This window comes from Streptomyces avidinii, assembly GCF_045161815.1.
Lineage (GTDB): Bacteria > Actinomycetota > Actinomycetes > Streptomycetales > Streptomycetaceae > Streptomyces > Streptomyces avidinii.
Window position 1 is genome coordinate 1,510,425 of the sequence record NZ_CP108863.1, and the last position, 24,334, is coordinate 1,534,758.

The 24,334-nt window shown below is 72.8% G+C and carries 22 protein-coding genes; 11 read left to right on the top strand and 11 right to left on the bottom strand.

The features are described 5' to 3' along the window. Positions 1-21 precede the first annotated feature (21 nt). The 4 genes from egtA to egtD are packed head-to-tail and all read left to right on the top strand — an operon-like array spanning position 22 to position 4,386. On the top strand, positions 22-1,332 hold the full coding sequence (egtA, locus tag OG373_RS06895; RefSeq protein WP_405436709.1) for an ergothioneine biosynthesis glutamate--cysteine ligase EgtA: 1,311 nt from the start codon (positions 22-24) through the stop codon (positions 1,330-1,332). Next, positions 1,329-2,657 carry an ergothioneine biosynthesis protein EgtB gene (egtB, locus tag OG373_RS06900; protein ID WP_405436711.1) on the top strand — a complete coding sequence of 443 codons (1,329 nt, stop codon included), beginning with the start codon at positions 1,329-1,331 and terminating at the stop codon, positions 2,655-2,657. The genes egtA and egtB overlap by 4 nt, the downstream gene beginning before the upstream one ends. Further along, positions 2,657-3,415: an ergothioneine biosynthesis protein EgtC gene (egtC, locus tag OG373_RS06905; protein ID WP_405436712.1), complete on the top strand. Its 759-nt coding sequence runs from the start codon at positions 2,657-2,659 to the stop codon at positions 3,413-3,415. Before egtB ends, egtC begins: the two co-directional genes overlap by 1 nt. Further along, on the top strand, positions 3,412-4,386 hold the full coding sequence (gene egtD, locus OG373_RS06910; RefSeq protein ID WP_405436714.1) for an L-histidine N(alpha)-methyltransferase: 975 nt from the start codon (positions 3,412-3,414) through the stop codon (positions 4,384-4,386). The genes egtC and egtD overlap by 4 nt, the downstream gene beginning before the upstream one ends. On the opposite strand, the gene OG373_RS06915 is transcribed toward egtD, so the two are convergent. From OG373_RS06915 to OG373_RS06925, 3 genes are all read right to left on the bottom strand, one after another. Then, positions 4,269-5,219 carry a lysophospholipid acyltransferase family protein gene (locus OG373_RS06915; RefSeq protein WP_405436717.1) on the bottom strand — a complete coding sequence of 317 codons (951 nt, stop codon included), beginning with the start codon at positions 5,217-5,219 and terminating at the stop codon, positions 4,269-4,271. The genes egtD and OG373_RS06915 overlap by 118 nt on opposite strands. Next, entirely contained in the window at positions 5,216-6,067 is an 852-nt protein-coding gene (locus tag OG373_RS06920) for a GNAT family N-acetyltransferase (protein ID WP_405436719.1), read from the bottom strand. Before OG373_RS06920 ends, OG373_RS06915 begins: the two co-directional genes overlap by 4 nt. A gap of 179 nt (positions 6,068-6,246) precedes the next feature. Further along, positions 6,247-7,509, bottom strand: coding sequence for an extracellular solute-binding protein (locus OG373_RS06925; RefSeq protein WP_405436721.1), 1,263 nt, complete (start codon positions 7,507-7,509; stop codon positions 6,247-6,249). Between the two features lie 164 nt (positions 7,510-7,673). On the opposite strand from OG373_RS06925, the gene OG373_RS06930 reads away from it, so the two are divergent. Continuing rightward, positions 7,674-7,889 (top strand): dodecin, encoded by a 216-nt coding sequence (locus OG373_RS06930; protein ID WP_405436723.1) that lies wholly within the window; start codon positions 7,674-7,676, stop codon positions 7,887-7,889. A gap of 45 nt (positions 7,890-7,934) precedes the next feature. Here OG373_RS06930 and OG373_RS06935 read toward each other — a convergent pair whose 3' ends face one another. After that, entirely contained in the window at positions 7,935-8,426 is a 492-nt protein-coding gene (locus tag OG373_RS06935) for a hypothetical protein (RefSeq protein ID WP_405436724.1), read from the bottom strand. 55 nt (positions 8,427-8,481) lie between these two features. Here OG373_RS06935 and OG373_RS06940 point away from each other — a divergent pair, with 55 nt between their 5' ends. Continuing rightward, complete coding sequence (locus tag OG373_RS06940; protein ID WP_405436725.1) at positions 8,482-9,486, top strand: LLM class flavin-dependent oxidoreductase; 1,005 nt, start codon at positions 8,482-8,484, stop codon at positions 9,484-9,486. A 135-nt stretch (positions 9,487-9,621) separates the two neighbouring features. Beyond that, positions 9,622-12,042 carry an ABC transporter gene (locus tag OG373_RS06945; protein WP_405436726.1) on the top strand — a complete coding sequence of 807 codons (2,421 nt, stop codon included), beginning with the start codon at positions 9,622-9,624 and terminating at the stop codon, positions 12,040-12,042. A gap of 5 nt (positions 12,043-12,047) precedes the next feature. On the opposite strand, the gene OG373_RS06950 is transcribed toward OG373_RS06945, so the two are convergent. From OG373_RS06950 to OG373_RS06965, 4 genes are all read right to left on the bottom strand, one after another. Continuing rightward, positions 12,048-12,698, bottom strand: coding sequence for a hypothetical protein (locus OG373_RS06950; RefSeq protein WP_405436727.1), 651 nt, complete (start codon positions 12,696-12,698; stop codon positions 12,048-12,050). A gap of 141 nt (positions 12,699-12,839) precedes the next feature. After that, positions 12,840-13,586, bottom strand: coding sequence for a succinate dehydrogenase/fumarate reductase iron-sulfur subunit (locus OG373_RS06955; protein WP_397737354.1), 747 nt, complete (start codon positions 13,584-13,586; stop codon positions 12,840-12,842). Next, the gene (locus tag OG373_RS06960) at positions 13,583-15,574 is read right to left on the bottom strand and encodes a fumarate reductase/succinate dehydrogenase flavoprotein subunit (RefSeq protein ID WP_405436729.1); all 1,992 of its coding nucleotides are present in this window, start codon (positions 15,572-15,574) and stop codon (positions 13,583-13,585) included. Before OG373_RS06960 ends, OG373_RS06955 begins: the two co-directional genes overlap by 4 nt. Positions 15,575-15,576: 2 nt before the next feature. Then, complete coding sequence (locus tag OG373_RS06965) at positions 15,577-16,281, bottom strand: succinate dehydrogenase (protein ID WP_405436731.1); 705 nt, start codon at positions 16,279-16,281, stop codon at positions 15,577-15,579. Between the two features lie 95 nt (positions 16,282-16,376). Here OG373_RS06965 and OG373_RS06970 point away from each other — a divergent pair, with 95 nt between their 5' ends. Continuing rightward, complete coding sequence (locus OG373_RS06970; protein WP_405436733.1) at positions 16,377-17,255, top strand: LysR family transcriptional regulator; 879 nt, start codon at positions 16,377-16,379, stop codon at positions 17,253-17,255. 42 nt (positions 17,256-17,297) lie between these two features. Here the strand turns inward: OG373_RS06970 and OG373_RS06975 are convergent, their stop codons facing one another. Next, positions 17,298-17,978, bottom strand: a complete 681-nt coding sequence (locus tag OG373_RS06975; RefSeq protein ID WP_405436735.1) for a TetR/AcrR family transcriptional regulator — start codon at positions 17,976-17,978, stop codon at positions 17,298-17,300. Between the two features lie 104 nt (positions 17,979-18,082). Between OG373_RS06975 and OG373_RS06980 the strand changes: the two genes are divergently transcribed. Continuing rightward, the gene (locus tag OG373_RS06980; RefSeq protein WP_405436736.1) at positions 18,083-19,174 is read left to right on the top strand and encodes an FAD-dependent monooxygenase; all 1,092 of its coding nucleotides are present in this window, start codon (positions 18,083-18,085) and stop codon (positions 19,172-19,174) included. A gap of 176 nt (positions 19,175-19,350) precedes the next feature. Here OG373_RS06980 and OG373_RS06985 read toward each other — a convergent pair whose 3' ends face one another. After that, positions 19,351-21,588 (bottom strand): putative bifunctional diguanylate cyclase/phosphodiesterase, encoded by a 2,238-nt coding sequence (locus OG373_RS06985; protein ID WP_397737364.1) that lies wholly within the window; start codon positions 21,586-21,588, stop codon positions 19,351-19,353. Then, positions 21,585-22,415, bottom strand: coding sequence for an SAM-dependent methyltransferase (locus tag OG373_RS06990; protein ID WP_405443964.1), 831 nt, complete (start codon positions 22,413-22,415; stop codon positions 21,585-21,587). The genes OG373_RS06985 and OG373_RS06990 overlap by 4 nt, the downstream gene beginning before the upstream one ends. 874 nt (positions 22,416-23,289) lie before the next feature. Here OG373_RS06990 and OG373_RS06995 point away from each other — a divergent pair. Further along, positions 23,290-23,439 carry a hypothetical protein gene (locus tag OG373_RS06995; protein WP_405436738.1) on the top strand — a complete coding sequence of 50 codons (150 nt, stop codon included), beginning with the start codon at positions 23,290-23,292 and terminating at the stop codon, positions 23,437-23,439. Between the two features lie 40 nt (positions 23,440-23,479). Next, positions 23,480-24,250 carry a hypothetical protein gene (locus OG373_RS07000; protein WP_397737368.1) on the top strand — a complete coding sequence of 257 codons (771 nt, stop codon included), beginning with the start codon at positions 23,480-23,482 and terminating at the stop codon, positions 24,248-24,250. The last annotated feature ends 84 nt before the right edge of the window (positions 24,251-24,334 follow it).

The following is a 24,334-nucleotide window of genomic DNA, read 5'->3' on the forward strand; positions in this document are numbered from 1 at the left end:
ACAGGAGACGAGGACCCGGTCATGTCCCAGGACTCATCCGCTCTTCCACCCGCGCCCGACCCGACCCCGCCACCCTCGATCAGCGAGACGCAGGCCGAGGACCTGCTCCACGGCATCTGCTTCAAGACCGGCCCGCCGCGCCTGATGGGCGCCGAGCTCGAATGGCTGGTCCTGGACGCCGAGCGCCCCGAGCAGCCCCTGCCTCCCGAACGGCTGCGCGCCGCCCACACCGCGGCCCGCGCGCTGCCCCTGAACTCCCGGCTGACCGTCGAACCGGGCGGCCAGCTCGAACTCAGCTCGGCCCCCGCCACCTCCCTCACCGGCTGCGTGGACGGCCTGCAGGTCGACCTCACCGCCGTACGCGCCGCCCTGCTGACCCAGGGCCTGGTCCTGCGCGGCCTCGGCCGCGATCCCCGCCGCCCGTACCGCCGGCTGCTGAACAGCCCGCGGTACGACGCGATGGAGGCCTACTTCGACCGCACCGGCCCGGCCGGGCGCGCCATGATGTGCGCCTCCGCCTCCGTGCAGGTCTGCGTGGACGCCGGATACGAGGAACCGGGCGTGCTCGGCCACGGCCGGCGCTGGCGGCTGGCGCATCTGCTGGGCGCCGTCATGGTGGCCGCGTTCGCCAACTCCCCCGCGCACGAGGGCCCGTACGCCGGGTGGCGCTGTGCCCGCCAGGGAATCTGGAGCGACCTGGACACCCGGCGCGCGCTCGCCCCGCCCCTGGACGAGGATCCCCGGACCGCGTGGACGCGGCAGGCGCTGGACACCGAGGTCATGTGCGTACGGTCCTACGACGGCGACCCGTGGGAGATCCCGCGCGGTACGACCTTCCGCGACTGGCTGCGCACGGGCGGACACCCCGCGCTGCGGGCGCCCACGGCCGAGGACCTGGACTACCACCTGACCACGCTGTTCCCGCCCGTCCGGCCGCGCGGCCACCTGGAACTGCGGATGATCGACGCGCAGCCCGGGGAGGACGGCTGGCTGGTGCCGGTGGCCGTCGTGCACGCACTGTTCGACGACCCCGAGGCCGCCGAGACCGCGTACCGGGTGGCCAAGGGGCTGGCCGACACCTACGGCACCCGGCCCGCGCCCCGCAATCCTCTCTGGCGGTCGGCGGCCCGGCACGGTCTGGCCGATCCCGAGCTGCGGGCCTCCGCGAAGGCCTGCTTCCGGGCCGCCGCCGAGGCCCTGCCCCGGCTGGGCGCGAGCCGGCACGTCCAGGACGTGGTCGGCGCCTTCGCCGAACGCTACGTACTGCGCGGCCGATGTCCGGCCGACGACGAGTCCACCGAGGTGCTCACCGGGAAAGAGGTCCGCCGATGACCACCGCGCCCACCGAACACACCGGGTCCCCCTCCGACTCCGCCCCGCGGGAGCGGGCGGCCGCCGCCCTGACCGCGGCGCGCGTGCGGACGGCCGGCCTCACCGACGCCGTGACCGACGAGGACCTCACCGCCCAGCACTCCCCCCTGATGTCCCCACTGGTCTGGGACCTGGCGCACATCGGGAACCAGGAGGAGCTCTGGCTGCTCCGCCGGGTCGCCGGACGCGAGTCGATGCGCCCCGAGATCAACCCGCTCTACGACGCCTTCGAGCACCCGCGCGCCGAGCGGCCCAAGCTGCCGCTGCTCGGACCCGCCGAGGCCCGCCGGTACGCGGCCGAGGTGCGCGGCCGGGTCTTCGACCTCCTGGAGAAGACCCCGCTGGAGGGCAGCACGCTCCTCGACGACGGCTTCGCCTTCGGAATGATCGCCCAGCACGAACAGCAGCACGACGAGACCATGCTGATCACACATCAGCTGCGGCGCGGCGCCCCCGTGCTGACCGCGCCGGAACCGGACGCTCCGTTCGACCCGCCGGTCGCCGCCGAAGTCCTCGTCCCCGGCGGCCCGTTCACCATGGGCACCTCGGCCGAGCCGTGGTCCCTGGACAACGAGCGACCGGCACACGTCCGGGACACCGAGCCCTTCTGGATCGACACCGTGCCGGTGACGAACGCCGCGTACCTGGCGTTCATCGCGGACGGCGGCTACCGCGACCCCCGCTGGTGGGCGGCGCCGGGCTGGGAGCAGATCCGCGCGCACTCCATCGAGGCCCCGCTGTTCTGGCACCAGGAGGCCGGCCAGTGGCTGCGCCGCCGCTTCGGGGTGGTCGAACCGGTGCCGGACGAGGAGCCGGTGCTGCACGTCAGCTGGTACGAGGCGGACGCCTACGCCCGCTGGGCGGGGCGGCGGCTGCCCACGGAGACGGAGTGGGAGAAGGCCGCCCGCCACGACCCGGCGACCGGCCGCTCCACCCGCTACCCGTGGGGCGACGCCGACCCCACCCCCGCACACGCCAACCTCGGCCAGCGGCACCTGCGCCCGGCGCGGGCGGGCAGCTACCCGGCCGGCGCCTCCCCGCTCGGGGTGCACCAGCTCATCGGCGACGTGTGGGAGTGGACCTCCTCCGATTTCCTGCCGTACCCCGGGTTCCGCGCCTTCCCGTACAAGGAGTACTCACAGGTGTTCTTCGGCCCGGAGCACAAGGTGCTGCGCGGTGGCTCCTTCGCGGTGGACCCGGTGGCCTGCCGGGGCACCTTCCGCAACTGGGACCTTCCGGTACGGCGGCAGATATTCTCCGGCTTCCGGACCGCGAGGGACGTCTGATGTGCCGTCACCTGGCCTATCTGGGGCCGGTGGTGGCGCTCGGGGAGCTCCTGAGCGAGCCGGAGCACTCACTGGTGCGCCAGTCCTGGGAGCCGCGCCGGCAGCGGTCCGGGACGGTCAACGCCGACGGCTTCGGCATCGGCTGGTACGCGCCGGACGACCCGGTGCCCGCCCGCTACCGGCGGTCCGGGCCGATCTGGGGCGACCTGACCTTCACCGATCTCGCCCGCGTGGTCCGGACCGGGGCCGCACTGGCCGCCGTACGGGACGCCACGAACCCCGGGGCCGACGGGGAGGCGGCCGCCGCGCCGTTCTCGGACGGGCCGTGGCTGTTCAGCCACAACGGCGCGGTGCGCAACTGGCCGGACTCCGCCGCCCCGCTCACGGCCGCGCTGTCGCCCGCGGAGCTGCTCCGGCTGGCCGCGCGCACGGACTCGGCACTGATCTGGGCTCTGGTCCTGCACCGGCTGCGGGCCGGGGACGACCTGGGTACAGCACTGGCCGAGCCGGTCCGCGAGCTGGCCACGGCCGCGCCGGGCTCCCGGCTGAACCTGCTGCTGACGGACGGCACCACGATCGCCGCGACGGCCTGGGGCGATTCGCTCTGGTACCTCGCCGACGCGCAGCGGCGGCGCACCGTGGTGGCCTCCGAGCCGTACGACGACGACACCCGGTGGCGCGAAGTGCCCGACCGGACCCTGCTGACCGCCACCCGTACGCGGGTCGAACTGACCCCGCTCAAGGAGAACTCCCCGTGAACGACTTTCAGTTGACCCGGACGCTCGACGAGCGCACCGCGGAGACGGCGCTGCGGACGGACGTGCTGCACGGGCTGACCCACACCCCGAAGGTGCTGCCGCCCAAGTGGTTCTACGACGCGCGGGGCAGTGAGCTCTTCGAGGAGATCACCCGGTTGTCCGAGTACTACCCGACGCGCGCGGAGCGGGAGATCCTGCTGGAGCGGGCGCGGGAGATCGCCACCGAGAGCGGCGCCCGCACCCTGGTGGAGCTGGGCTCCGGGTCCTCGGAGAAGACCCGGCACCTCATCGAGGCCATGCCCGCGCTGGACATGTACGTCCCGGTGGACGTGAGCGAGAGCGCCCTGCGGGGTGCTGCCGAGTCTCTGATCGCGGACCATCCGGGGCTGCGGGTGCACGCCCTGCTGGCCGACTTCACCCGCGCGCTGCGGCTGCCGGACTCCCCCGGGCCCCGGCTGGTGGTGTTCCTGGGCGGGACGATCGGGAACCTGCTGCCGCCGGAGCGGGCGGTGTTCCTGGCGTCCGTACGGGCGATGCTGTCGCCCGGGGACGCGCTGCTGATGGGGACGGACCTGGTGAAGGACGAGGCCGTGCTGGTGGCGGCCTACGACGATGCGCGGGGGGTGACGGCCGAGTTCAACAAGAACGTGCTGGCGGTCATCAACCGGGAGTTGGGGGCGGACTTCCACACGGCCGACTTCACGCACGTGGCGGTGTGGAACGAGGAGCAGGAGTGGATCGAGATGCGGCTGCGGGCCCGGTCGGACCTGGTGGTGAAGATCCGGGCGCTGGACCTGGTGGTGCCGTTCGCGGCGGGTGAGGAGATCCTGACGGAGGTCTCCGCGAAGTTCCGTCAGGAGGGCGTGCGCAAGGAGCTGGCCACGGCCGGACTGGAGCTGACCCAGTGGTGGACGGACGCGGCGGGCCGGTTCGCGCTGTCCTTGTCGGTGGCGGACGGGGTCGCCGGCTGAGCGGGAATGCCCGGTAGCGGGTTCGGGTCGGTGGGGCCGCTCCAGGCGCCGACGACCGCCCGCTGAGCCGCTGCCGCGAGGTCCCGCCGGTGCGCGTACCGGCCCGGCGGGATCCGCGGCAGCAGCCTGACCTCGGCCCGCACCCCGCGGGCCCGGGCGATCCGCCACAGCGAGGCGGTCAGCGGGTCGTCCCCGACGAAGGCGGGTGCCCCGGACGGGTTCCCGTCGCACCGCAGGTACGTGAGCCGCAGGGGCTGTACGGGGACCCGGGCGTCCAGGGCCGACTGGAAGGCGGCCCTGCGGAAGGTGCCCTGGGCGCGCCCGCACCAGGTGGAGCCCTCGGGGAAGACGGTGACCCGGTCACCGGCGAGCAGTGCGCCGGTGATGGCCTCGACGGTGGCGGGCAGGGCGCGGATCCGGTCGCGCTCGATGAACAGGGTGCCGGCCCGGCCCGCGAGGCGGCCGAGGACCGGCCAGGCCCGGATGTCGCTCTTGGCCAGCATCCGGCAGGGCAGGGCGGCGGCGACGAGCGGGATGTCCAGCCAGGAGATGTGGTTGGCGACCAGGAGCCGGCCGCCGCCGGGGCCCGGGCTGCCGAGCACGGTGATCCGTATGCCGAAGGCCCGTACGAGCGCGGTGGACCAGGCCCGTACCACCAGGTGCCGGGGGCCGGCCGGCAGCAGCCGGACCGGCGGGGCGCCCAGGATCCCCAGCAGGATCAGGGCGACGGCGACGGCGAGTCTGAGCACCGCGTGCGGGACGCTCGCGCTGTCCCCCTCGTGGCCGGCGCAGGCCTCGGGGGTGCAGGGCGAGGTGGGCAGCCAGACGCTCATGCGCCCGGGACGAGCGAGCGGAAGTGCTTCAGGTAGCGCGGGTTGGTCCGGCGCAGGGAGAGCAGGACGTACAGGTCGGCGCAGCCGAACTCGGCGTCGAGGGCGGGCTCGCCGCACACCCAGGCGCCGAGGCGGAGGTAGCCGCGCAGCAGCGGGGGCAGCTCCATGCGGTCGGGGAAGGTGATGCCCTCGGGGCTCCAGGGGAGGTGGGGGGTGACCCGGTACTCCTCGGGGGCGAGGCTGCGGGTCAGGGCGGTCTCCCGGGTGGCGGCGGCAAGGACCCCGCCGTCGGCGAGCGGTATCGAGCAGCAGCCGGCGAGCCAGTTGTGCCCGGTGCGGTCCATGTAGTGGGCGAGGCCGGCCCAGATGAGGGCGATGACGGCGCCGTTGCGGTGGTCGGGGTGGACGCAGGAGCGGCCGACCTCGACGAGGTCGGGCCGGATGGGGGCGAGGGCCGAGAGGTCGAATTCGCCCTCGGAGTAGAGCCGGCCCGCGACGGCGGCGCGCTCCGGGGGCAGCAGCCGGTAGGTGCCGACGACCTGCTCGGTCTCCTCGTCGATGACGAGGAGGTGGTCGCAGTACGCGTCGAAGGCGTCGGCGTCGAGGCCGGGCTCGGGCCCGTCCAGGCGGGCGCCGAGCTCGCCGGCGAAGACCTGGTGGCGCAGCCGCTGGGCGGCGCGGACCTCGTCCTCGTCGCGGGCGAGTCGGACCGCGTAGCGCGGTCCTTCGGACGGCGCGCCGGGCGCCGGGCTCTGGGTCCTGGCGGGGGCGGGGCGGGGGGAGGGCGCGGCCGATGGGGACAGCTGCGGGGTGGTGAGGGGGGACGGGGACAGGGGTGCGATGGTCATGGCGGCTCCTGATCCGGGCACGGAGGGCCGGGCCCGCAGGTGCGTGGCCTGGCTCCTTTACTTCTTCCGTGACCGGCTGGATTCGACATGACCGCTCAGCGGCCCTTGGATGTGCGGACGCTGAACTCGGCGGTACCCCCGTCCCGGGCGGTACCCGCAGCTCGGGCGGTACCCCCGGCTCAGCGGTCGGAGCTGAGGACCTTGCCGATCTCCTCGGAGGCGGCCCGGGCGGCCTGCTTGGGGTCCCGGCCGGTGAGCACGGCCGTCATGAAGGGCTTGATGGGGTTCTTCGCCTCCACCTCGGCCCACCGGGCGGAGGTGGGGGTGGCGCGGCCCTGGGCGGCGCCGGGGGCCATGTTGGCGGCGCCCTCGTTGCCCTCGACGACGTGCGCGAGGGTGGTCTTGTTGGGCACGTAGCTCATCGTGCGGGCGAGTTCGGTCTGCCATCTCTCGCTGACGAGCGCCGTGATCACGTCCACGGCGTCCTTCCGCCGCTCGGTCCGCTCCGGGATGATCAGGTCGGAGCCGCCGGTGAAGACGGCGCCGGCCTTGTCGGAGGTCTTGCCGGGTATCGGGAAGAAGCCGAGCTTGCCCTTCAGGGCGGGGTTGGCCGCCTCGATCTCGGCGGCCTGGCCGGGCGGGGCGATGATCTGGGCGACCCCGCCGCCGGCGAAGACCTGCGACTGCGGGGGCGTCTCCTCGTCGGCGTCCTTGGGGGCGTCGCCGAGGGCCTGGAGCTGCTTGTAGAAGTCCATGCCGGCCAGTGCCTTGTCGTCGTCGAGGGCGCCGACCCACTTGCCGCCGGTCTCGACGGCGAGTTCGCCGCCCTCGTCCCAGATGAATCCGGCGAGGACGTACCAGTTCTGGCCCGCGAGGTAGATGCCCTGCTGGTCGCCCTTGTCGAGCTTCTGCGTGGCCTGGATCCACTCCTGGCGGTTCCTGGGCGGGGTCTTGATACCGGCGCCCGCGAAGAGGTCCTTGTGATAGATGACCACCCGGTTGGCGGCGTACCAGGGGACTCCGTACTGGGCGCCGTTGATGGTCGCGGGGTCGGCGAGGCCCTTGAGCCAGTCCTTGCTGCCCCACTCCCGCAGCCCTTCGAGGGTGAGTTCTTCCAGGCCGCCCGTCTCGACGTACTTGGCGACCTGGGTGTTGCCGACCTCGATGACGTCGGCGCTGTCCTTGCTCGTGCCGTCGAGGACGGCGTTGACCTTGTCGCCGATGCCCGTCCACTCCTGGATCCTGACGTCCAGGTCGATCCCCGGATGTTCCTGCTCGAACGCCGCGGTGAACTTGGCTGTGAAGTCGTCCGAGGCGCTGCCCTTCATCAGCCAGAGCGTGACCTTTTGCGGCCCTCCGGCCGAGTCGGCCGACTGGCTGCAGCCCGTGAGGGCGGCAGCGGCCGCGAGGACGGTGCACACGGCGAGGAAGCGCATCTTCAAGAGGGTCACCTTCTGGGCTCGATCTCAGATGGCTCGAAATTGGCATAGACCAATAGGCCGGTCAAGGGCCTTTCGCTCGGGATTGTTCGCCCAAAGTTCGCGCAGCCGGACTTACTGGGGCACCGTAGAACCAGGCAAAAGCCACCCACTGTCGGGAGACTTCCATGTCCAATCACACGTACCGGGTGACCGAGATCGTCGGCACCTCCCACGAGGGCATCGATCAGGCCATCCGCAACGGGATCGCCCGGGCGGGCCAGACCGTGCGGAATCTGGACTGGTTCGAGGTGGTTCAGGTACGCGGCCACATCGAGAACGGGGAGATCGCCCACTACCAGGTGGGGATCAAGGTCGGCTTCCGCCTCGAAGGCGAGGACTGAGGGAGGGAGGCCCCGGGCCTTCCCGCCCCCGGAGCCCTGCCCGGATCACGTCCGGCCGTCGACCTCCTGAGCGGTCTCCAGTTCCGGCGCGTCCGCCGCCCAGTCGGCCAGGACCACCCGGAACCCGGCGGCGCGCGCGGCCTGACAGACGAGCTCGTCGTCGTCGACGAGCATCCGCACCTCACGGCCGCGGGAGATCCGCCGCAGCACCTCGATCTTGGTCGTGCGCGCCGGCCGGCGGTCCTGGTTGCCGCGCATGAACAGCCGCCCCTCGGGCAGATCGTGCCGCGCGAGCCAGTCGAGCGTGTCCGCGCGGCACCGCTCGGGGCGCCCGGTCAGGTACACCACCTCGCAGTCGGCCGCGCTCTCCACGGCCAGCGCGACCCCGCGCCCGAGCGGCGGATCGGCCGGGGCCGCGGCGAAGAAGCCCGTCCAGTCCCTGGGCCGGCGCTCCAGGAAGTGCTGGCGATGACCGGTGTCCGCCAGGGTGTTGTCGAGGTCGAAGACGGCCAGCGGCGGGGTGGTGTGCTCACTCATCCCGCCAGCGTAGGCCGTACGGGAATCCTCACGGCCGACCGGCGTTGAGTGCTGTGTGATCCGAAAACTCTCGATACTCGACCGGTCGCGCACCCGCCGGGGCCACCCGGCCCCGCAGGCCCTGCGCGACACCGTGGAGCTGGCCCGGACGGCGGAGCAGCTCGGCTACCACCGCTTCTGGGTGTCGGAGCACCACAGCGTGCCCGGTGTCGCCGGCTCGGCGCCGACCGTACTGGCCGCCGCCGTCGCCGGAGCGACCGGCCGGATCCGGGTCGGCACGGGCGGGGTCATGCTGCCCAACCACCAGCCGCTGGTGGTCGCGGAGCAGTTCGGGGTCCTGGAATCGCTGTTCCCCGGCCGGATCGACATGGGGCTCGGCCGCTCGGTCGGTTTCACGGGCGGCATCCGGCGCGCGCTGGGACGCGACACCGGCGACGCCGACCGCTTCGAGGAACAGCTGACCGAGCTGCTGGGCTGGCTCGACGGCACCCAGCGGGCCCACCCCGAGGTGCATGCCCTCCCCGCCGAAGGACTGCGCATCCCCGCCTACGTCCTGGCCACCGGCGAGGGGGCCGGGATCGCCGCCCGGGCGGGGCTGCCGCTGGTCGTGGGCGACCTGCGGGCCCGCGACCGGGTGAGCGCGATCGCCCGGGCCTACCGCGAGGAGTTCCGGCCCTCCGCCCACGGCGCGGAGCCGTACGTCGTGGTCTCGGGCACGGTGGCGGTCGCGGCCACCGAGGAGGATGCCCGCCGCATCCTGGTCCCGGAGGCCTGGTCCCTCGCGCACTCGCGCACCCGGGGCAGCTTCCCACCGCTGCGCCCGGCCGAGGAGATCGAGGCCCTGGAGATGACCCCGAAGGAGCGCGAGCTCTACGAGGGCGCCCTCACCGGTCACATCCACGGCACGGAGGACCGGGTGGCGGCGGAGCTCTCCGAGGTGGCGGAACGGACCGGCGCGGACGAACTGCTGGTCACCACCTCCACGTTCGACCGCACGGCACTCCTGGACTCGTACGCACGCCTGGCCCGGATCGCCGGACTCCGGAGCCCGGCGCACTGACGTCCACGCCCGTCGCGGCCTTCCGGCGGGCGCGCCCGTCCCGGTGTCGGCCGGGGTGGGAGGAGCGGCCCGCGACAGCATCGCGCACCGCCCCCGGGACCCGGCCTGCTGCGGCGGGGCCCTAAACTGGGACGAATGCACCAGCCCACTGCACTTCCGGCCCATGGCGACCGCTACGTACGGGTCCGGGGCGCCCGGGAGCACAATCTGCGCGGCGTCGACGTGGACATCCCGCGCGACGCGCTGACCGTGTTCACCGGGGTCTCCGGGTCCGGGAAGAGCTCGCTCGCCTTCGGCACGCTCTACGCCGAGGCCCAGCGCCGGTACTTCGAGTCCGTGGCCCCGTACGCCCGCCGTCTCATCCACCAGATCGGCGCGCCGAAGGTGGATTCCGTCACCGGGCTGCCCCCGGCCGTCTCACTGGAGCAGCGGCGCTCCTCCCCCGGTTCTCGTTCCTCGGTCGGGACGGTGACGCTGCTGTCCAACTCCCTGCGGATGCTGTACTCGCGGGCCGGGACGTATCCGCCGGGGGCGGAGCGGCTCGACTCGGACGCCTTCTCGCCCAACACCGCCGCCGGGGCCTGCCCTTCCTGCCACGGGCTGGGCCGGATCCACCGCACCAGCGAGGAACTCCTCGTTCCCGATCCGGGGCTGTCGGTCCGTCAGGGTGCCATCGCCGCCTGGCCGGGCGCCTGGCAGGGCAAGAACCTGCGGGACATCCTGGAGACCCTCGGCCACGACGTGGACCGGCCCTGGCGGGAGCTGCCGGCGAAGGACCGCGAGTGGATCCTGTTCACCGAGGATCAGCCGGTGGTGACCGTGCACCCGGTGCGGGAGGCCGACCGGATCCAACGGCCGTACCAGGGCACGTACATGAGCGCCCACCGCTATGTCATGCGGACCTTCGCCGACAGCAGGAGCGCCACCCTGCGGGCCCGCGCGGAGAAGTTCCTCGCCGATTCCCCGTGCCCGGCCTGCGAGGGGCGTCGGCTGCGGCCGGAGGCCCTCGCCGTCACGTTCGCGGGGCGGACCATCGCGGAGCTCGCGGCGCTGGCGCTGACCGACCTGGACGCCGTACTGGCCTCCGCGTCCCTGGACGGCGAGGCCGCGCGGGTGCTCGCCGAGGACCTGCGCTCCCGGATCGGGCCCGTCACGGAACTCGGCCTGGGCTACCTGAGCCTGGACCGGACCGCGCCGACCCTGTCCGCGGGCGAGCTGCAGCGGCTGCGGCTGGCCACGCAGCTGCGGTCGGGGCTGTTCGGCGTGGTGTACGTACTGGACGAACCCTCGGCGGGGCTGCACCCGGCGGACACCGAGGCGCTGCTCGGCGTACTGGACCGGCTGAAGGAGGCCGGGAACACGGTCTTCGTCGTGGAGCACCACCTCGACGTGGTGCGGCACGCGGACTGGCTGGTGGACGTGGGGCCGCTGGCCGGAGAACACGGCGGGCGGGTGCTGCACAGCGGGCCTCCGCAGGCCCTGGCCGGTGTGGCGGAGTCGGCGACGGCCCTGCACCTGTTCGCGGCGCGGGAGGCGGCCGGTGCGCCGCGGGCGGTGCGCCCGGCGACCGGGACGGTGCGGCTGACCGGGGTGGACCGGCACAACCTGCGGGATCTGGAGGCGCAGTTCCCGCTGGGGGTGTTCACGGCCGTCACCGGAGTATCGGGGTCGGGCAAGTCCACGCTGGTGGGGCAGGTGCTGGCCCGGGAGGTCGGCGAGCGGCTCGCGGACGCGGACTTTCCCGTACGGCGGCTGGTGGAGGTGGACCAGAAGCCGATCGGCCGGACCCCGCGGTCCAACCTGGCCACGTACACCGGGCTGTTCGACGTCGTGCGCAAGCTGTTCACGGCGGCTCCCGAGGCGCGCTCGCGCGGCTGGAAGGCCGGCCGGTTCTCCTTCAACGTGCCGGGCGGCAGGTGCGAGACCTGCCAGGGCGAGGGCTTCGTCTCGGTCGAGCTGCTGTTCCTGCCGAGTACGTACGCCCCGTGCCCCGAGTGCGCGGGAGCCCGGTACAACGCCGAGACGCTGGAGGTCCGGTACGCGGGACTGAACATCGCGGAGGTACTGGGCCTGACGGTGGAGTCGGCGGCCGGCTTCTTCGCGGAGGTCCCGGCGGCGGCGCGGAGCCTGCGGGCGCTGGAGGAGATCGGGCTCGGTTATCTGCGGCTGGGGCAGCCGGCCACCGAGCTGTCGGGCGGCGAGGCTCAGCGGATCAAGCTGGCGACCGAGCTGCAACGGCTGCGCCGGGACCACACGCTGTACCTGCTGGACGAGCCGACGACCGGGCTGCATCCGGCCGACGTACGGGTGCTGCTGCGGCAGTTGCACGGGCTGGTGGACGCCGGGCACTCGGTGGTGGTCGTGGAGCACGACATGGAGGTGGTGGCGGGCGCGGACTGGGTGATCGACCTGGGCCCGGGCGGCGGCACGGCGGGCGGCCGGGTGGTCGCCGCCGGTACTCCGTCGCAGGTGGCCCGGGCGGCGGACAGCCGAACCGCTCCGTACCTGGCGCGGGCCCTCGGCGCCGGCCGGGAGGGGGAGGCGGGACGCCCGTAGGCGGTTCAGACGTCGCCGGGGAGCAGGTGCTGCGGCAGTTCGCGGAAGCTCCACTGCCCCTGGCGGCGGGTGAACATCCAGACGAGGTCGTGGCGGTCGGGCCAGGTGGCCGGGACGCCGGGGACCTCGCCGGCGCCGAGGGCGCTGACCAGGCGCGGGATCCCGCTGTGCTCCCAGCAGACGAGTACGGGCATGGGCGCGGCCGACGCGGCCCGCGCGAGGGCGGCTTCGGCGCCGACGGCGAACTCGGTACGGACGGGGGTGCGCAGCGCGGCGGCCAGCGCCGTCACGGTCTGCTCGCACCGCGCGGGGGCGTCCCGTTTCCCGCCGGCCGCGAAGACCGCCGCGGGGCGGGGCAGCGAGGAGCCGCGGGCCGGCGGGAAGAGGCGCGGGAGCTCCTCGGCGCGGCGCCAGCCACGGCCGGCCAGCGAGCCGGGATCGTCCTCGCCCTCCGCGTCCCGGCCGACGTCACCGGCGTACGGTTTCTCCGCGTGCCGGATCACCATGATCAGGGCGTCCTTGGGCCCGGCCTGCGCGCCGGGCGCCGGGGTGCGGGGGGCTTCCCCGCCGGAGCACCCGGATGCGGCCAGCGGGGCGAGGGCGGCGGCCAGTACGGCTCGGCGGCGCGGTCCGGACCCGGCGGGGGCTTCTGGCATGGGGTCACTGTCCCCCATGGCCCCGGTGGCGGCGGGGCGCGGCGCGGCGCGGGCGGCGCCGGTCAGCCGATCGGCGCACGGGCCGGGGTCCGGAGCCGAGGGGGCCCGACCGGCAAGCCCCCCTCGGCTCCGGCCCCCGGGTCAGCGGGGGCCCTTGCGCACGGCCCGCAGCCACTCCTTGTTCATCGCGGCGATCGAGGGCAGCGGGATGCCCTTCGGGCAGGCCGTGGCGCACTCGCCGGTCAGGGTGCAGCCGCCGAAGCCCTCCTCGTCCATCCGGGCCACCATGTCCAGGACGCGGGTCTCGCGCTCGGGCGAGCCCTGCGGGAGGACGTTCAGGTGGTTGACCTTGGCGGAGGTGAAGAGCATCGCGGAGCCGTTGGGGCAGGCCGCCACGCACGCCCCGCAGCCGATGCACTCGGCGTGCTCGAAGGCGAAGTCGGCGTCGGCCTTGGGCACGGCGGTGGCGTGCGCCTCGGGGGCGGCGCCGGTGGGTGCGGTGATGTATCCGCCGGCCTGGATGATCCGGTCGAAGGCGCCGCGGTCGACGACCAGGTCCTTGACCACCGGGAAGGCGGCGGCCCGCCAGGGCTCGACGTCGATGGTGTCGCCGTCGGCGAAGGACCGCATGTGGAGCTGGCAGGTGGTGGTGCGCTCCGGGCCGTGCGCGTCACCGTTGATGACGAGGCTGCAGGCGCCGCAGATGCCCTCGCGGCAGTCGTGGTCGAAGGCGACCGGGTCCTCGCCGCGCAGGATGAGGTCCTCGTTGAGGGTGTCGAGCATCTCCAGGAAGGACATGTCCTCCGAGATGTCGTCGACCTCGTACGAGGCCATGTGGCCGGGGGCGTCGGCGCCGCGCTGGCGCCAGACGCGCAGGGTGAGCTTCATGCGTAGCTCCGCTGGGTGGGGTGGACGTACTCGAAGACGAGGTCTTCCTTGTGCAGGACGGGGGCGGCGCCTGTGCCCTGGTACTCCCAGGCGGCCGCGTATGCGAACTCCTCGTCGCGGCGGGCTGCTTCACCGTCGGGGGTCTGGGACTCCTCGCGGAAGTGGCCGCCGCAGGATTCGGCGCGGTGGAGCGCGTCGAGGCACATCAGCTCGGCCAGTTCGAGGTAGTCCACGATGCGGTTCGCCTTCTCCAGTGACTGGTTGAACTCCTCGCCGCGGCCCGGGACCTTGATGCGGCGCCAGAACTCCTCGCGGATCTCGGGGATGCGGTCGAGCGCCTTGCGCAGGCCCTCCTCGCTCCGGGCCATGCCGCAGTACTCCCACATGAGTTCACCGATCTCGCGGTGGAAGGAGTCGGGGGTGCGGTCGCCGTCGACGGCGAGGAGTTTCGCCAGGCAGTCGCGGGTCTCGCGGATCGCCGCCGCGGCCTCGGGGTGGGTGTCGTCGACGGTGTCCCGGTGCGGGTGGCGGGCCAGGTAGTCGTTGATCGTGGAGGGGAGTACGAAGTACCCGTCGGCGAGGCCCTGCATCAGGGCGGAGGCGCCGAGGCGGTTGGCGCCGTGGTCGGAGAAGTTGGCCTCGCCGATCGCGAAGAGGCCGGGCAGGGTGGTCCGGAGGTCGTAGTCGACCCACAGGCCGCCCATCGTGTAGTGCACGGCGGGGTAGATCCGCATCGGGACCTCGTACGGGTTCTCCGCGGTGATCCGCTCGTACATGTCGAAGAGGTTCCCGTACTTCTCGGCGACCTTGTCGCGGCCCATGCGCCGGATGGCGTCCGCGAAGTCGAGGTAGACGCCCTGGCCGCCGGGGCCTACGCCGCGGCCCTCGTCGCAGACGTTCTTCGCGGCGCGGGAGGCGATGTCGCGGGGCACGAGGTTGCCGAAGGAGGGGTAGATCCGCTCGAGGTAGTAGTCGCGCTCCGCCTCGGGGATGTCGGCCGCGGCGCGGGTGTCGCCCTTGGCCCTGGGCACCCAGATACGGCCGTCGTTGCGCAGGGACTCGCTCATCAGGGTGAGCTTGGACTGGTGGTCGCCGGTGCGCGGGATGCAGGTGGGGTGGATCTGGGTGAAGCAGGGGTTGGCGAAGTAGGCGCCGCGCCGGTGCGCCCGCCAGACGGCGGTCGCGTTGGAGTTCATGGCGTTGGTGGAGAGGTAGAAGACGTTGCCGTAGCCGCCACTGGCCAGCACCACGGCGTCGGCGTAGTGGGCGGAGATCTCACCGGTGATCAGGTCACGGGCGACGATGCCGCGGGCCACGCCGTCGACGACGATCAGGTCGAGCATCTCGGTGCGGGCGTGCATCTCGACGTTGCCGGCGGCGATCTGGCGGGAGAGCGCCTGGTAGGCGCCGAGGAGGAGCTGCTGGCCGGTCTGGCCGCGGGCGTAGAAGGTGCGGGACACCTGGACTCCGCCGAAGGAGCGGGTGTCGAGGAGGCCGCCGTACTCGCGGGCGAAGGGGACGCCCTGGGCCACGCACTGGTCGATGATCTCGACCGAGATCTGGGCGAGGCGGTGGACGTTGGACTCGCGGGCGCGGAAGTCGCCGCCCTTGACGGTGTCGTAGAAGAGGCGGTGCACCGAGTCGCCGTCGTTGCGGTAGTTCTTGGCGGCGTTGATGCCGCCCTGGGCGGCGATGGAGTGGGCGCGGCGCGGCGAGTCGGAGAAGCAGAACTGGACCACGTGGTAGCCCTGTTCGGCGAGGGTAGCGCCGGCTGCGCCGCCCGCCAGTCCGGTGCCGACGACGATGACGGTGTGCTTGCGGCGGTTGGCCGGGTTGACGAGCTTGGCCTCGAAGCGGCGGCGGTCCCAGCGGTCGGCGATCGGGCCCTCGGGGGCCTTGGTGTCGGCGACGGGCTCACCGGTGGTGTAGTCGGCGAAAGCGGGGTGACGGTTGTGGTCGTACTGCTGGTCGGGCTGCGGGTCGCTCATGGTCAGTTCACCACTCCGGTCATGACGGCTACGGGGACGGACACGAAGCCGGCGAAGAGGACGAGGGCCAGCCCGTTGGCCAGGAACTTCAGCGTCCGGTCGCGTCGGGCGCTGCCCGCGCCGAGGGTCTGCGCCGCGCTCCAGAATCCGTGCCGGACGTGCAGGCCGAGGGCGGCCATCGCCACGATGTAGATCGTGTTCCCGTACCAGGTGGAGAAGGTGGACAGGACGTTCTCGTACGGGTGGCCGGCCCAGGCACGCTCGTTGACGGTGAGCGTGGTCAGGTCGAGCAGGTGCCAGACGATGAACAGGCCGAGAATGATCCCGCCCCAGCGCATGGTGCGGGTGGCATAGCTCGCACGGCGGCGCTTGCGGGCGTACTTCACCGGGCGCGCCCTGATGTCGCGGCGGCTGAGCTGGTACGCGGACACGGCATGGGCGACGACGGCGGCGAGCAGCCCCACGCGGACGATCCACAGGGCCCACTCGTGGTGGAGGAAGGGCGAGCCGAGCGTGCGCAGCCAGTGGGCATAGCCGTTGAACTCGTCCGCGCCGAAGAAGATCTTGAGGTTGCCGAGCATGTGCACGACGAGGTAGCCGAGCATCACCAGGCCGGAGACGGCCATCACGGACTTCTTGCCGACGGAGGAGTCCCAGATCGTGCGCGCGGTGGACGGCCGTCGATCCGTCCGGGTTGCCAGAGCCATGTCCTCGACGGTAAGGACGAAGGTCCCGAAAGGTCCAAGACATGATGGAGCTGATATCGATAGGGGATGACTATCGAGGGCGATAACCTGGGCCTATGCAGTTCCAGCAGCTCCTGTACTTCGTGGCGGTCGCCGAGACCCGGCATTTCACCCGGGCCGCGGAACGGGTGCACGTGGCCCAGCCCTCGCTCTCCCAGCAGATCAAGGCGCTCGAACGGGAACTCGGGGCCGAGCTGTTCAGCCGGGCGCGGGGCAACATCACGCTCACCGATGCGGGCGAGACGCTGCTGCCGCTGGCCCGGCGGATCCTGGCGGACGCGGACACCGCGCGGCTGGAGGTGCAGGAACTGGCGCAGCTGCGCCGGGGCCGCGTCCGGCTGGGCGCCACGCCCAGCATCTGCACGGGCATGCTGCCGGACGTGCTGCGCGCCTTCCATGACGCGCACCCGGGGATCGAGCTGCTGATCGAGGAGAGCGGGTCGCTCGACCTCGTACGGGAGCTCGCGCGCGGGGCCCTGGACCTGGCCCTGATCGCACTGCCGCTCCCCCCTTCGGCCCCGGCCCTGACCACGGTCGAGCTGCTGACGGAAGACCTCGTGGTGATCTCGTCGGCGGACCGCCCCGCGCCCGGCGGGGGCGGCGAGCTGACCATCCGGGCGCTGCGGGACGAGCCGATGGTGATGTTCCGGCACGGCTACGACCTGCGGGAGCTCACGGTGGCGGCCTGCCGCGCGGAGGGCTTCGAGCCGGTCTTCACCGTGGAGGGCGGGGAAATGGACGCGGTCTTGGGCTTCGCCCGGGCGGGACTCGGTATCGCGGTGGTCCCGGCGATGGTGGTGGACCGGGCCGGACCGGGCCTGCGGGTGACCCCGCTGGCCGGCTCGCCGCTGCGCCGGACGATCGCCCTGGCCCATCGCACCGACGTGGCTCCGCCGCGCGCGGCGCGCGAGCTGCAGCGCATACTGACCGGCTGATTCCGCCGCGGCGGGCCACCGGGGGTACGGGCGGAGCCGCGCTCACTCCGGGGCGGAAGCCGGGGCGGGTGCGGATACCGGGGCCGGGGCTGTCGGCAGGGTTCTGTCGAGCCCCTCGGCGAGCATCCGGAAGACCTGATCGGCATCGGCCACCGCGGCCGCGTGAGCCTCGTCGGCGCTCTGCCCCGATGCGATCCGCCGCCAGTTCTCCCGGCCCAGCTCGCGGCGGACCGCCACCAGATGCATGGCCGCCAGGCGGGCGGCGAGCGGCGGGACGGCTTCGGCCTCCAGCACGAGGGCGAGCAACTCCACCTCGCGGTCGGTGTAGCTCCTCAGCCGGGTCTGCAGGCCGGCGGTGCTGTAGATCAGCTGCTGGAAGGCCATCACGTTCGGGTGGTCGCACAGCCCGGTGATCGGGTCCCGCTCGGCCAGCGCCGACAGGAAGTGCGCGTGCACCGCACCCACCGGCGTGCGGCCGGCGGGCCGTTCGCGCACGATGCGCGCCACCTCGTCCTGATGGTCGGCGAACCGGTCGAGCAGCAGGTCCTCCTTGCTCGGGAAGTACCGGAAGAGGGTGGGCTTGGAGACCTCGGCCGCGGCGGCGACGTCCGCCACCGACACGGCGTCGAAACCCCGTTCCAGAAAGAGCTCCAGCGCCGTCGCCGCCAGTCGGTGACGCGTACGGAGCTTCTTGTTCTCGCGCAGGCCCGTCGTGTTCTCCATGCACTCAGCCTAGCACGGATTCGTGACCGAGTTAATTTTGTAACCGGGTTGCTTTTCTGTCGGGAGCCGCTTTCCTTGAGACATCGACGAGGAGAGGACATCCCATGACCGCCGTACTGATCACCGGCTCCGGTCCCACCGGACTGACGCTCGCCTGCGACCTCGCACTCCGGGGATTCGCTGTGCGCATCATCGACCGGCGCACCGAACCGCACCACGAGTCCCGGGGCAAGGGGCTGCTGCCGGGCAGCCTCGATGTCTTCCGGCGGCTCGGCGTGCTCGAGGCCCTCGAAGCCACCGGCAACAAGAAGGTGGTCCTGCGCAAGTACTTCGACGGCGAGCACATCAACGACACCCCCACCGAAGCCGGTCTGCTGCTCGGGCAGTGGCAGATCGAGGCGGCCCTGCGCGACCGTCTCGCCGGGCTGGGGGTGCGGGTCGAGTACGGATCGGAGCTCGCCGGCATCAGCCAGGACGAGTCCGGGGTGCGCGCCGAGCTGGCGGACGGCACCGTGATCGGAGCCCGCTATCTCGCCGGGTGCGACGGCGGGCGCAGCACCACCCGCAAGATGCTCGGCATCCCCTTCGAGGGGAACGGTCAGGAGGAGCCCGCGATGGTCATCGGGGACGTCCGGGCACCCGGGCTCGGCCGGGACGCCTGGCACCAGTGGTTCACCTCGGACGGCGGCGGCATGCTGCTCTGCCCGATGCCGGGGACGGACAGCTTCCAGCTGCAGGCCTCGCCCGAGATGGACGAGCGCGGCGATCCGCTGCCGCCCTCCCTGGAAGGCTTCCAGCGGCTCTTCGACCGCCATGCCCGAGTACCCGGGATCCGGCTCGTCGACGCCACCTGGATCTCGGCCTGGCGGGTCAACATCCGGATGGCCACACGGATGCGGGAGGGCCGGGTCTTCCTCGCCGGGGACGCCGCGCACGTGCAGCCCATAGCCGGCGGGCTGGGTATGAACACCGGCATCCAGGACGCGGCCGCCCTCGGCCGGACGCTGGCCACCGCGCTGAGCGGGCCCGGCGGTGAGGAGGTGCTCGACGCGTACGAGGCGGAGCGGCTGCCGGTGGTCGCCGATGTCCTGGCCGACACGGCGGAGCGGTACGAGCGGGTCCTGGAGGCCGTCCGGACCCCCGGCCAGGGCACGGAGGTCGGCATGAACCGGGCCGAACCGCCCGCCAAAGCCTGAGGCAGCCCTCGGCGGCTCCTTGCCCGGACTCCCGGCGTCTGGACCGGTCTCCCGACCCTCGGCCCGGACTCCGGGGGCCCCGGCCCGGGGAGCAGGCCCGGGGCTCAGGGCCCGGCGGGGCGGACCCTCCGGGAGCCGGGTCCGGGCCCAGGGTCCAGGGTCCCGGCGGGCGGACGTCAGGAGGGTGTGGGCACGGCGTCCGAGAGGGAGAGGGTGTGGATGCGGTCGGGGGCGCCGGGCCGGGCGTAGTACCAGCCCTGCGCGGTGTCGCAACCCAGGGCGCGCAGCTGGGCGGCCTGGGCTCCGGTCTCCACGCCCTCGACGGTCACGGCGAGTTCGAGGCTGTGGGCCAGGGCGACGATCCCCTCCACGATCTTGACGTCGACCGGGTTGGCGGGCTGCTGCTGCATCCCCTGGGTGAAGGAGCGGTCGAGCTTGAGGACGCTGACCGGCAGCCGCCGGAGGTTGGCCAGGTTCGAGTAGCCGGTGCCGAAGTCGTCGAGCGCGATGTCCACGCCGAGGGCGGCGAGCCGGCGCAGCGGTTCCAGGAGCTCGTCGTCGGCTCCTATCAGCGCCGACTCGGTGACCTCCAGGCACAGTGCGCCCGGGGCGAGGCCGGACTTCTCCAGCACCGCCACGGTGTCGGCGACCAGGCCCGGGTGGTGCAGCTGGGTCGGGGAGAGGTTGACGTTGATCCGCAGGGCCGAGCCTCCGTGCTGGCGCTGCCAGATGCGGGCCTGGCGGACGGCCTCCTCCAGGACCCAGCGGCCGAGCGGCACGATCAGCCCGGTCCGTTCGGCGAGCGGGATGAAGCGGTCCGGGCCGAGTACCCCGTACTGCGGGTGCGACCAGCGCACCAGGGCCTCGGCTCCGTGCACGCTGCCGTCGCGCATGTGGACCAGCGGCTGGTACTCGATGAAGAACTCGCCGCGTTCCAGGGCCGCCGGCAGGGCGTTGGTGAGGCCGTGGCGGGTGATCGCGCGGGCGTCGGCCTCGGCGTCGGCGAATTCGAAGCGGTTGCCGCCGGCCGCCTTGGCCCGGTACATCGTGATGTCGGCGCTGCGCAGGACCTCCGCCGCAGTGCGTTCCTTGGCCCGGCCCTCGACGATGCCGATGCTGCCCCGGACCGTCAGTTCCCGTCCCTCCAGCCGGATAGGCGTGGACAGGGCGGTCAGGATGCGGACCGCGAGATCGGTGACCTTCTGCTCGGTGTCGGAGCCGGTGGTCAGGGCGACGAACTCGTCGCCGCCGAGCCGGGCCACCACCTCGCCGGGGCCGGTGGCGCAGCTCTGCAGCCGGTCGGCGACCTCGACCAGCAGCCGGTCCCCCGCCGAGTGCCCGAGGCTGTCGTTGACCGCCTTGAAGCCGTCGAGGTCCAGGTAGCACAGCCCGTAGCGGTCGCCGCCGGCGCCGCCGAGGGCCTTCTCCAGCCGTTCGAAGAACAGCGTCCGGTTGGGCAGGCCGGTGAGGGCGTCGTGGGTGGCCTCGTAGCGCAGGCGCAGGTTCAGCAGCCGGCGTTCGGTGGTGTCCTCCATCAGCGCCAGCTGGTACTGCGGCGTCCCGTCGGCGTCGCGCAGCAGCGACACCGTCAGGTTGGTCCAGAGCACGGTCCCGTCGTGCCGGTAGTACGGCTTCTCCACGCGGTAGCTCTCGCGCTCGCCGCGCACCAGCTCGCCGTACATCCGCCACACGTGCGGGGTGTCGTCGGGGTGCCCCCACTCGCTGACGTTGCGGCTGCGCACGTGCCCTTCCAGGCCGCCGAACATCTGCAGCAGGGTGTCGTTGACCTCCAGAACGTTCCCGTCGAGGTCGGCGATGCCGATCCCGACGGCCGCGCCCTCGAAGACCGCCCGGAAGCGCTCCTCGCTCGCGTGCAGGGCCTGCTGCGCGTCGGTGCGGGCGGTCAGCGCGGAGCGCGCGATGGCCTCCTGCTCCCTGAGGGTGCGCTCACGCAGGGCGCGGGCGTAGCCCGCCGCGATGCCGTGCTGGAGCCGGGCGCAGCGGGAGCGGTACTCCTCGGTGCCCTCCACGCCGGAGCCCTCGGGCCCGTCCGGGCCGCAGTAGAGCACCAGGTACGACTCGATCACGCCGAGAGTGCCGGCCAGGGCCTCGGGGTCGGTGCAGTGCACGGCGACGAGTTCCGCCCCCACCTGCTGGGCCACCGAGGCGTCGAACGGCCGGGCGCGCAGGGCCTCGGTGAGTGTGCGGGTGAGCGGCAGGAGGTGCCGTTCGAACTCGGTGCGGGTCAGCGAGGTCGCCGTGACCGGGAAGATCGCCCGCCCCCAGATCGTCGCGAAGCGGGCGATCCGGTCCTCGATGCCGCCGTGCGGGGCCGCCGACGCCCCGGTGACCGGTGCCGCGGTGGGCGCCGCGGCGGCTTTCGGCGCACCCGCCGTCTGTGCCGGAAGTCTCACGCCTTGCGTCCCACGCCGCCGAAGCCCGAGAAGGCGTAGGGGTCTTCCGGCGACTCCGCGTCCGCGCCGTCCTCCGCCCGGTCCGGCCGCCAGTGGGGCATGGACACGAGTCCGGGCTCCAGCAGCTCGAACCCGTCGAAGAAGCCGCGGATCTGTTCGCCGGTCCGCATGACGAGGGGGTTGCGGATGTCCCGGTAGACGCTCACGGTGCCGCCGGCGACCTCCTCGGGGAGCGGGATGCCCTCGTACGAGGCGTGCGTGAGGATCAGCAGACTGCCGGGGGCCAGGGCGTCGCGCAGCTCGGCGACGGCGGCGTACGGGTCGTCCGTGTCCTCCAGGAAGTGCAGGACGGCGACGAGCAGCAGGGCGACGGGGCGGCCGAGGTCGAGCAGCCGGCCGACCTCGGGGGCGGCCAGGATCTCCTTGGGCCTGCGCAGGTCGGCGGCGACGATGTCGGTGTGCTCGTCCCCCGTGAGAACGGCGCGGCTGTGCGCGACGGCCACGGGGTCGTGGTCGACGTAGACGACACGCGCCTGCGGCGTGGCGGCCCGGGCGATCTCGTGGACATTGCCGAAGGTGGGGATGCCGGAGCCGATGTCGAGGAACTGGGTCACGCCCTCGGCGACGGCGTGCCTGACGGCACGGCGCATGAATGCCCGGTTCGCCTGCATGATCTTGGGCAGTCCCGGCATGAATTCCATGGCGCGGCGAGCCGTCTGGCGGTCGACCTCGAAATTGTGGGACCCGCCCAGGTAGTAATCATAGATGCGGGACACGCTCGGCACCGATATGTCGATGCCTGGCGGGGCCCAGGCGGGGCGCTCCATCGGGGTCTCCAAGCGTTGGTCCTGCGGTCGTCCGTGTGAGGTCGGACTCCTGTCCGAGCCGAATGTACTGATCATTTCCCAACAGGGCGAGCAAAAGCGGAAATTGGTGATCCGTTCTTCGTCACACACCAAAGGCGCCACCGCGCCGGGTGAGGGAATGACCGATACCGACAAGTCCCTTATGGGAATTGGCCGGTGAGCGATCGGACCGACGACAGGACCGACCCGAGACTGGCTCAAACCTTTCTGGTCCCCGGTCCACCCGTTCAGGCGAAGCGGGGCTGAGCCTCGCGTGCCCGGGCGCGCGTGGACCCATGCTCCCGGGGTGAACAGAGCCTGTGCCAGGCGCCTGCTGGCAGTCCCGGTCCTGCTGTGGGCGGCCTTGTCCGTCACGCCGGCCGTGGCTGATAGCCGCGCCTACGCGACGACCGACTCCGGCGACGGCCCGGCCGCCGCCGTGGTGGCCGCGGTGGCCGGCGGCAGCGACCGAGGGCGCGGCCCGCGTGGCGGACATCACGGTGACGACCAGGGCTCCGACCACGGGAAACGCCGTGGGGGCGGTCATGGCGGAGGCCATCACGGCCACCCGCACTGCCCACCGCCGCCGCCACCGCCGCCCTGCCCGCCGAAGCCGCCGCCGAAGCCCACGCCACCGCCGAAGCCGACTCCCCCGCCGCCACCGCCCGAGCCCACGCCTCCCCCGAAACCCACCCCTCCGCCCCCGCCGCCGAAGCCGGTGCCCGAGCCCGCCCCGAAGCCGGTCCTGCCCGCGCCTCCCCCGCCGAAGCCGGCTCCCGCTCCGCCCCGCGTGGTCAGGGCTCCCGCGCCTCCACCACCCGCACCACCCGCACCACCGCCATCACCCGCCCCGGAGGTGAAACCCGCGCCGCCGAAACCGGTGGCCCGCCCCGCCTATCACGCCGCGGCCCGCAAACCCGTCGAGCACCACATCTCGCCGGTGACTTTCACCCTGATGACCGCCGCTCCCGCGGTGCTCGCGATCGTCGCCCTGCGCCCCCGCTAGCGCTTCTTCCGCCCCACCAGTAACCGATATGGGAGTCATCTTGTCGGAATGGCTCGTCCTGTCCCTCGCGATGGCCGCGGCGTGTGCCGTGGTGCTGTCCATCGCCTTCTTCAACCACCGCAGGATCGGCGAGGACGACGATCCGAACGAGACCCCGGACGTCATCGAGTACATGACGATGATGATCGGGGTGATCTACGCGATCGTGCTGGGCCTGGCGATCGCGGGCGTCTGGGAGGGCCGCGGGGCCGCCCAGGAGTATGTGCGTCAGGAGGCGCAGGCCCTGCACGAGATCAGTGTCCGCTCCGAGGTCTACCCGGCCGAGGTGCGCAAGAGGATCCGCGCCGATGTCGACGCGTACGTGACCTACGTCGTGGACACGGAGTGGCAGCGGATGGCCGACCACGGCGAGCTCACCGAGCGCGGCGGGGAACTGCTGGAACGTATCCGCCGCGACGTCACCGACTACGAGCCGCAGACCGACCACGAGGGGCAGGCGTACCAGCCGCTGGTCGACCAGGTCGCGGTGGTCGACGACGCGCGCAGCGCCCGCGGGTCCAGTGCCGGAGCCACCATGCCGGGGGTGGTGTGGTTCGGGCTGATCGTCGGCGCCCTGGTGACGGTCGGGCTGATCTTCACCCTGCAGATCAGGCGGTCGTTCCGGGAGATGCTTCTGGCGGGCCTGTTCAGCGCCCTCATCGCCTTCCTGCTGTTCCTGATCTGGGACTTCGACGCGCCGTTCGGGCGGGGCATCTCCGCCACCGCCGAACCGTTCCTCGCCCAGTTCCCCCACCTCGACCTCGGCGGCTGAGGGCCGTCCGCAAACCGGGGACGGGCCTCCCGTCCCCGGTTCGGCCTACGGTTGTGCCCCATTCGCCCGTTCCTGATCGCGGGT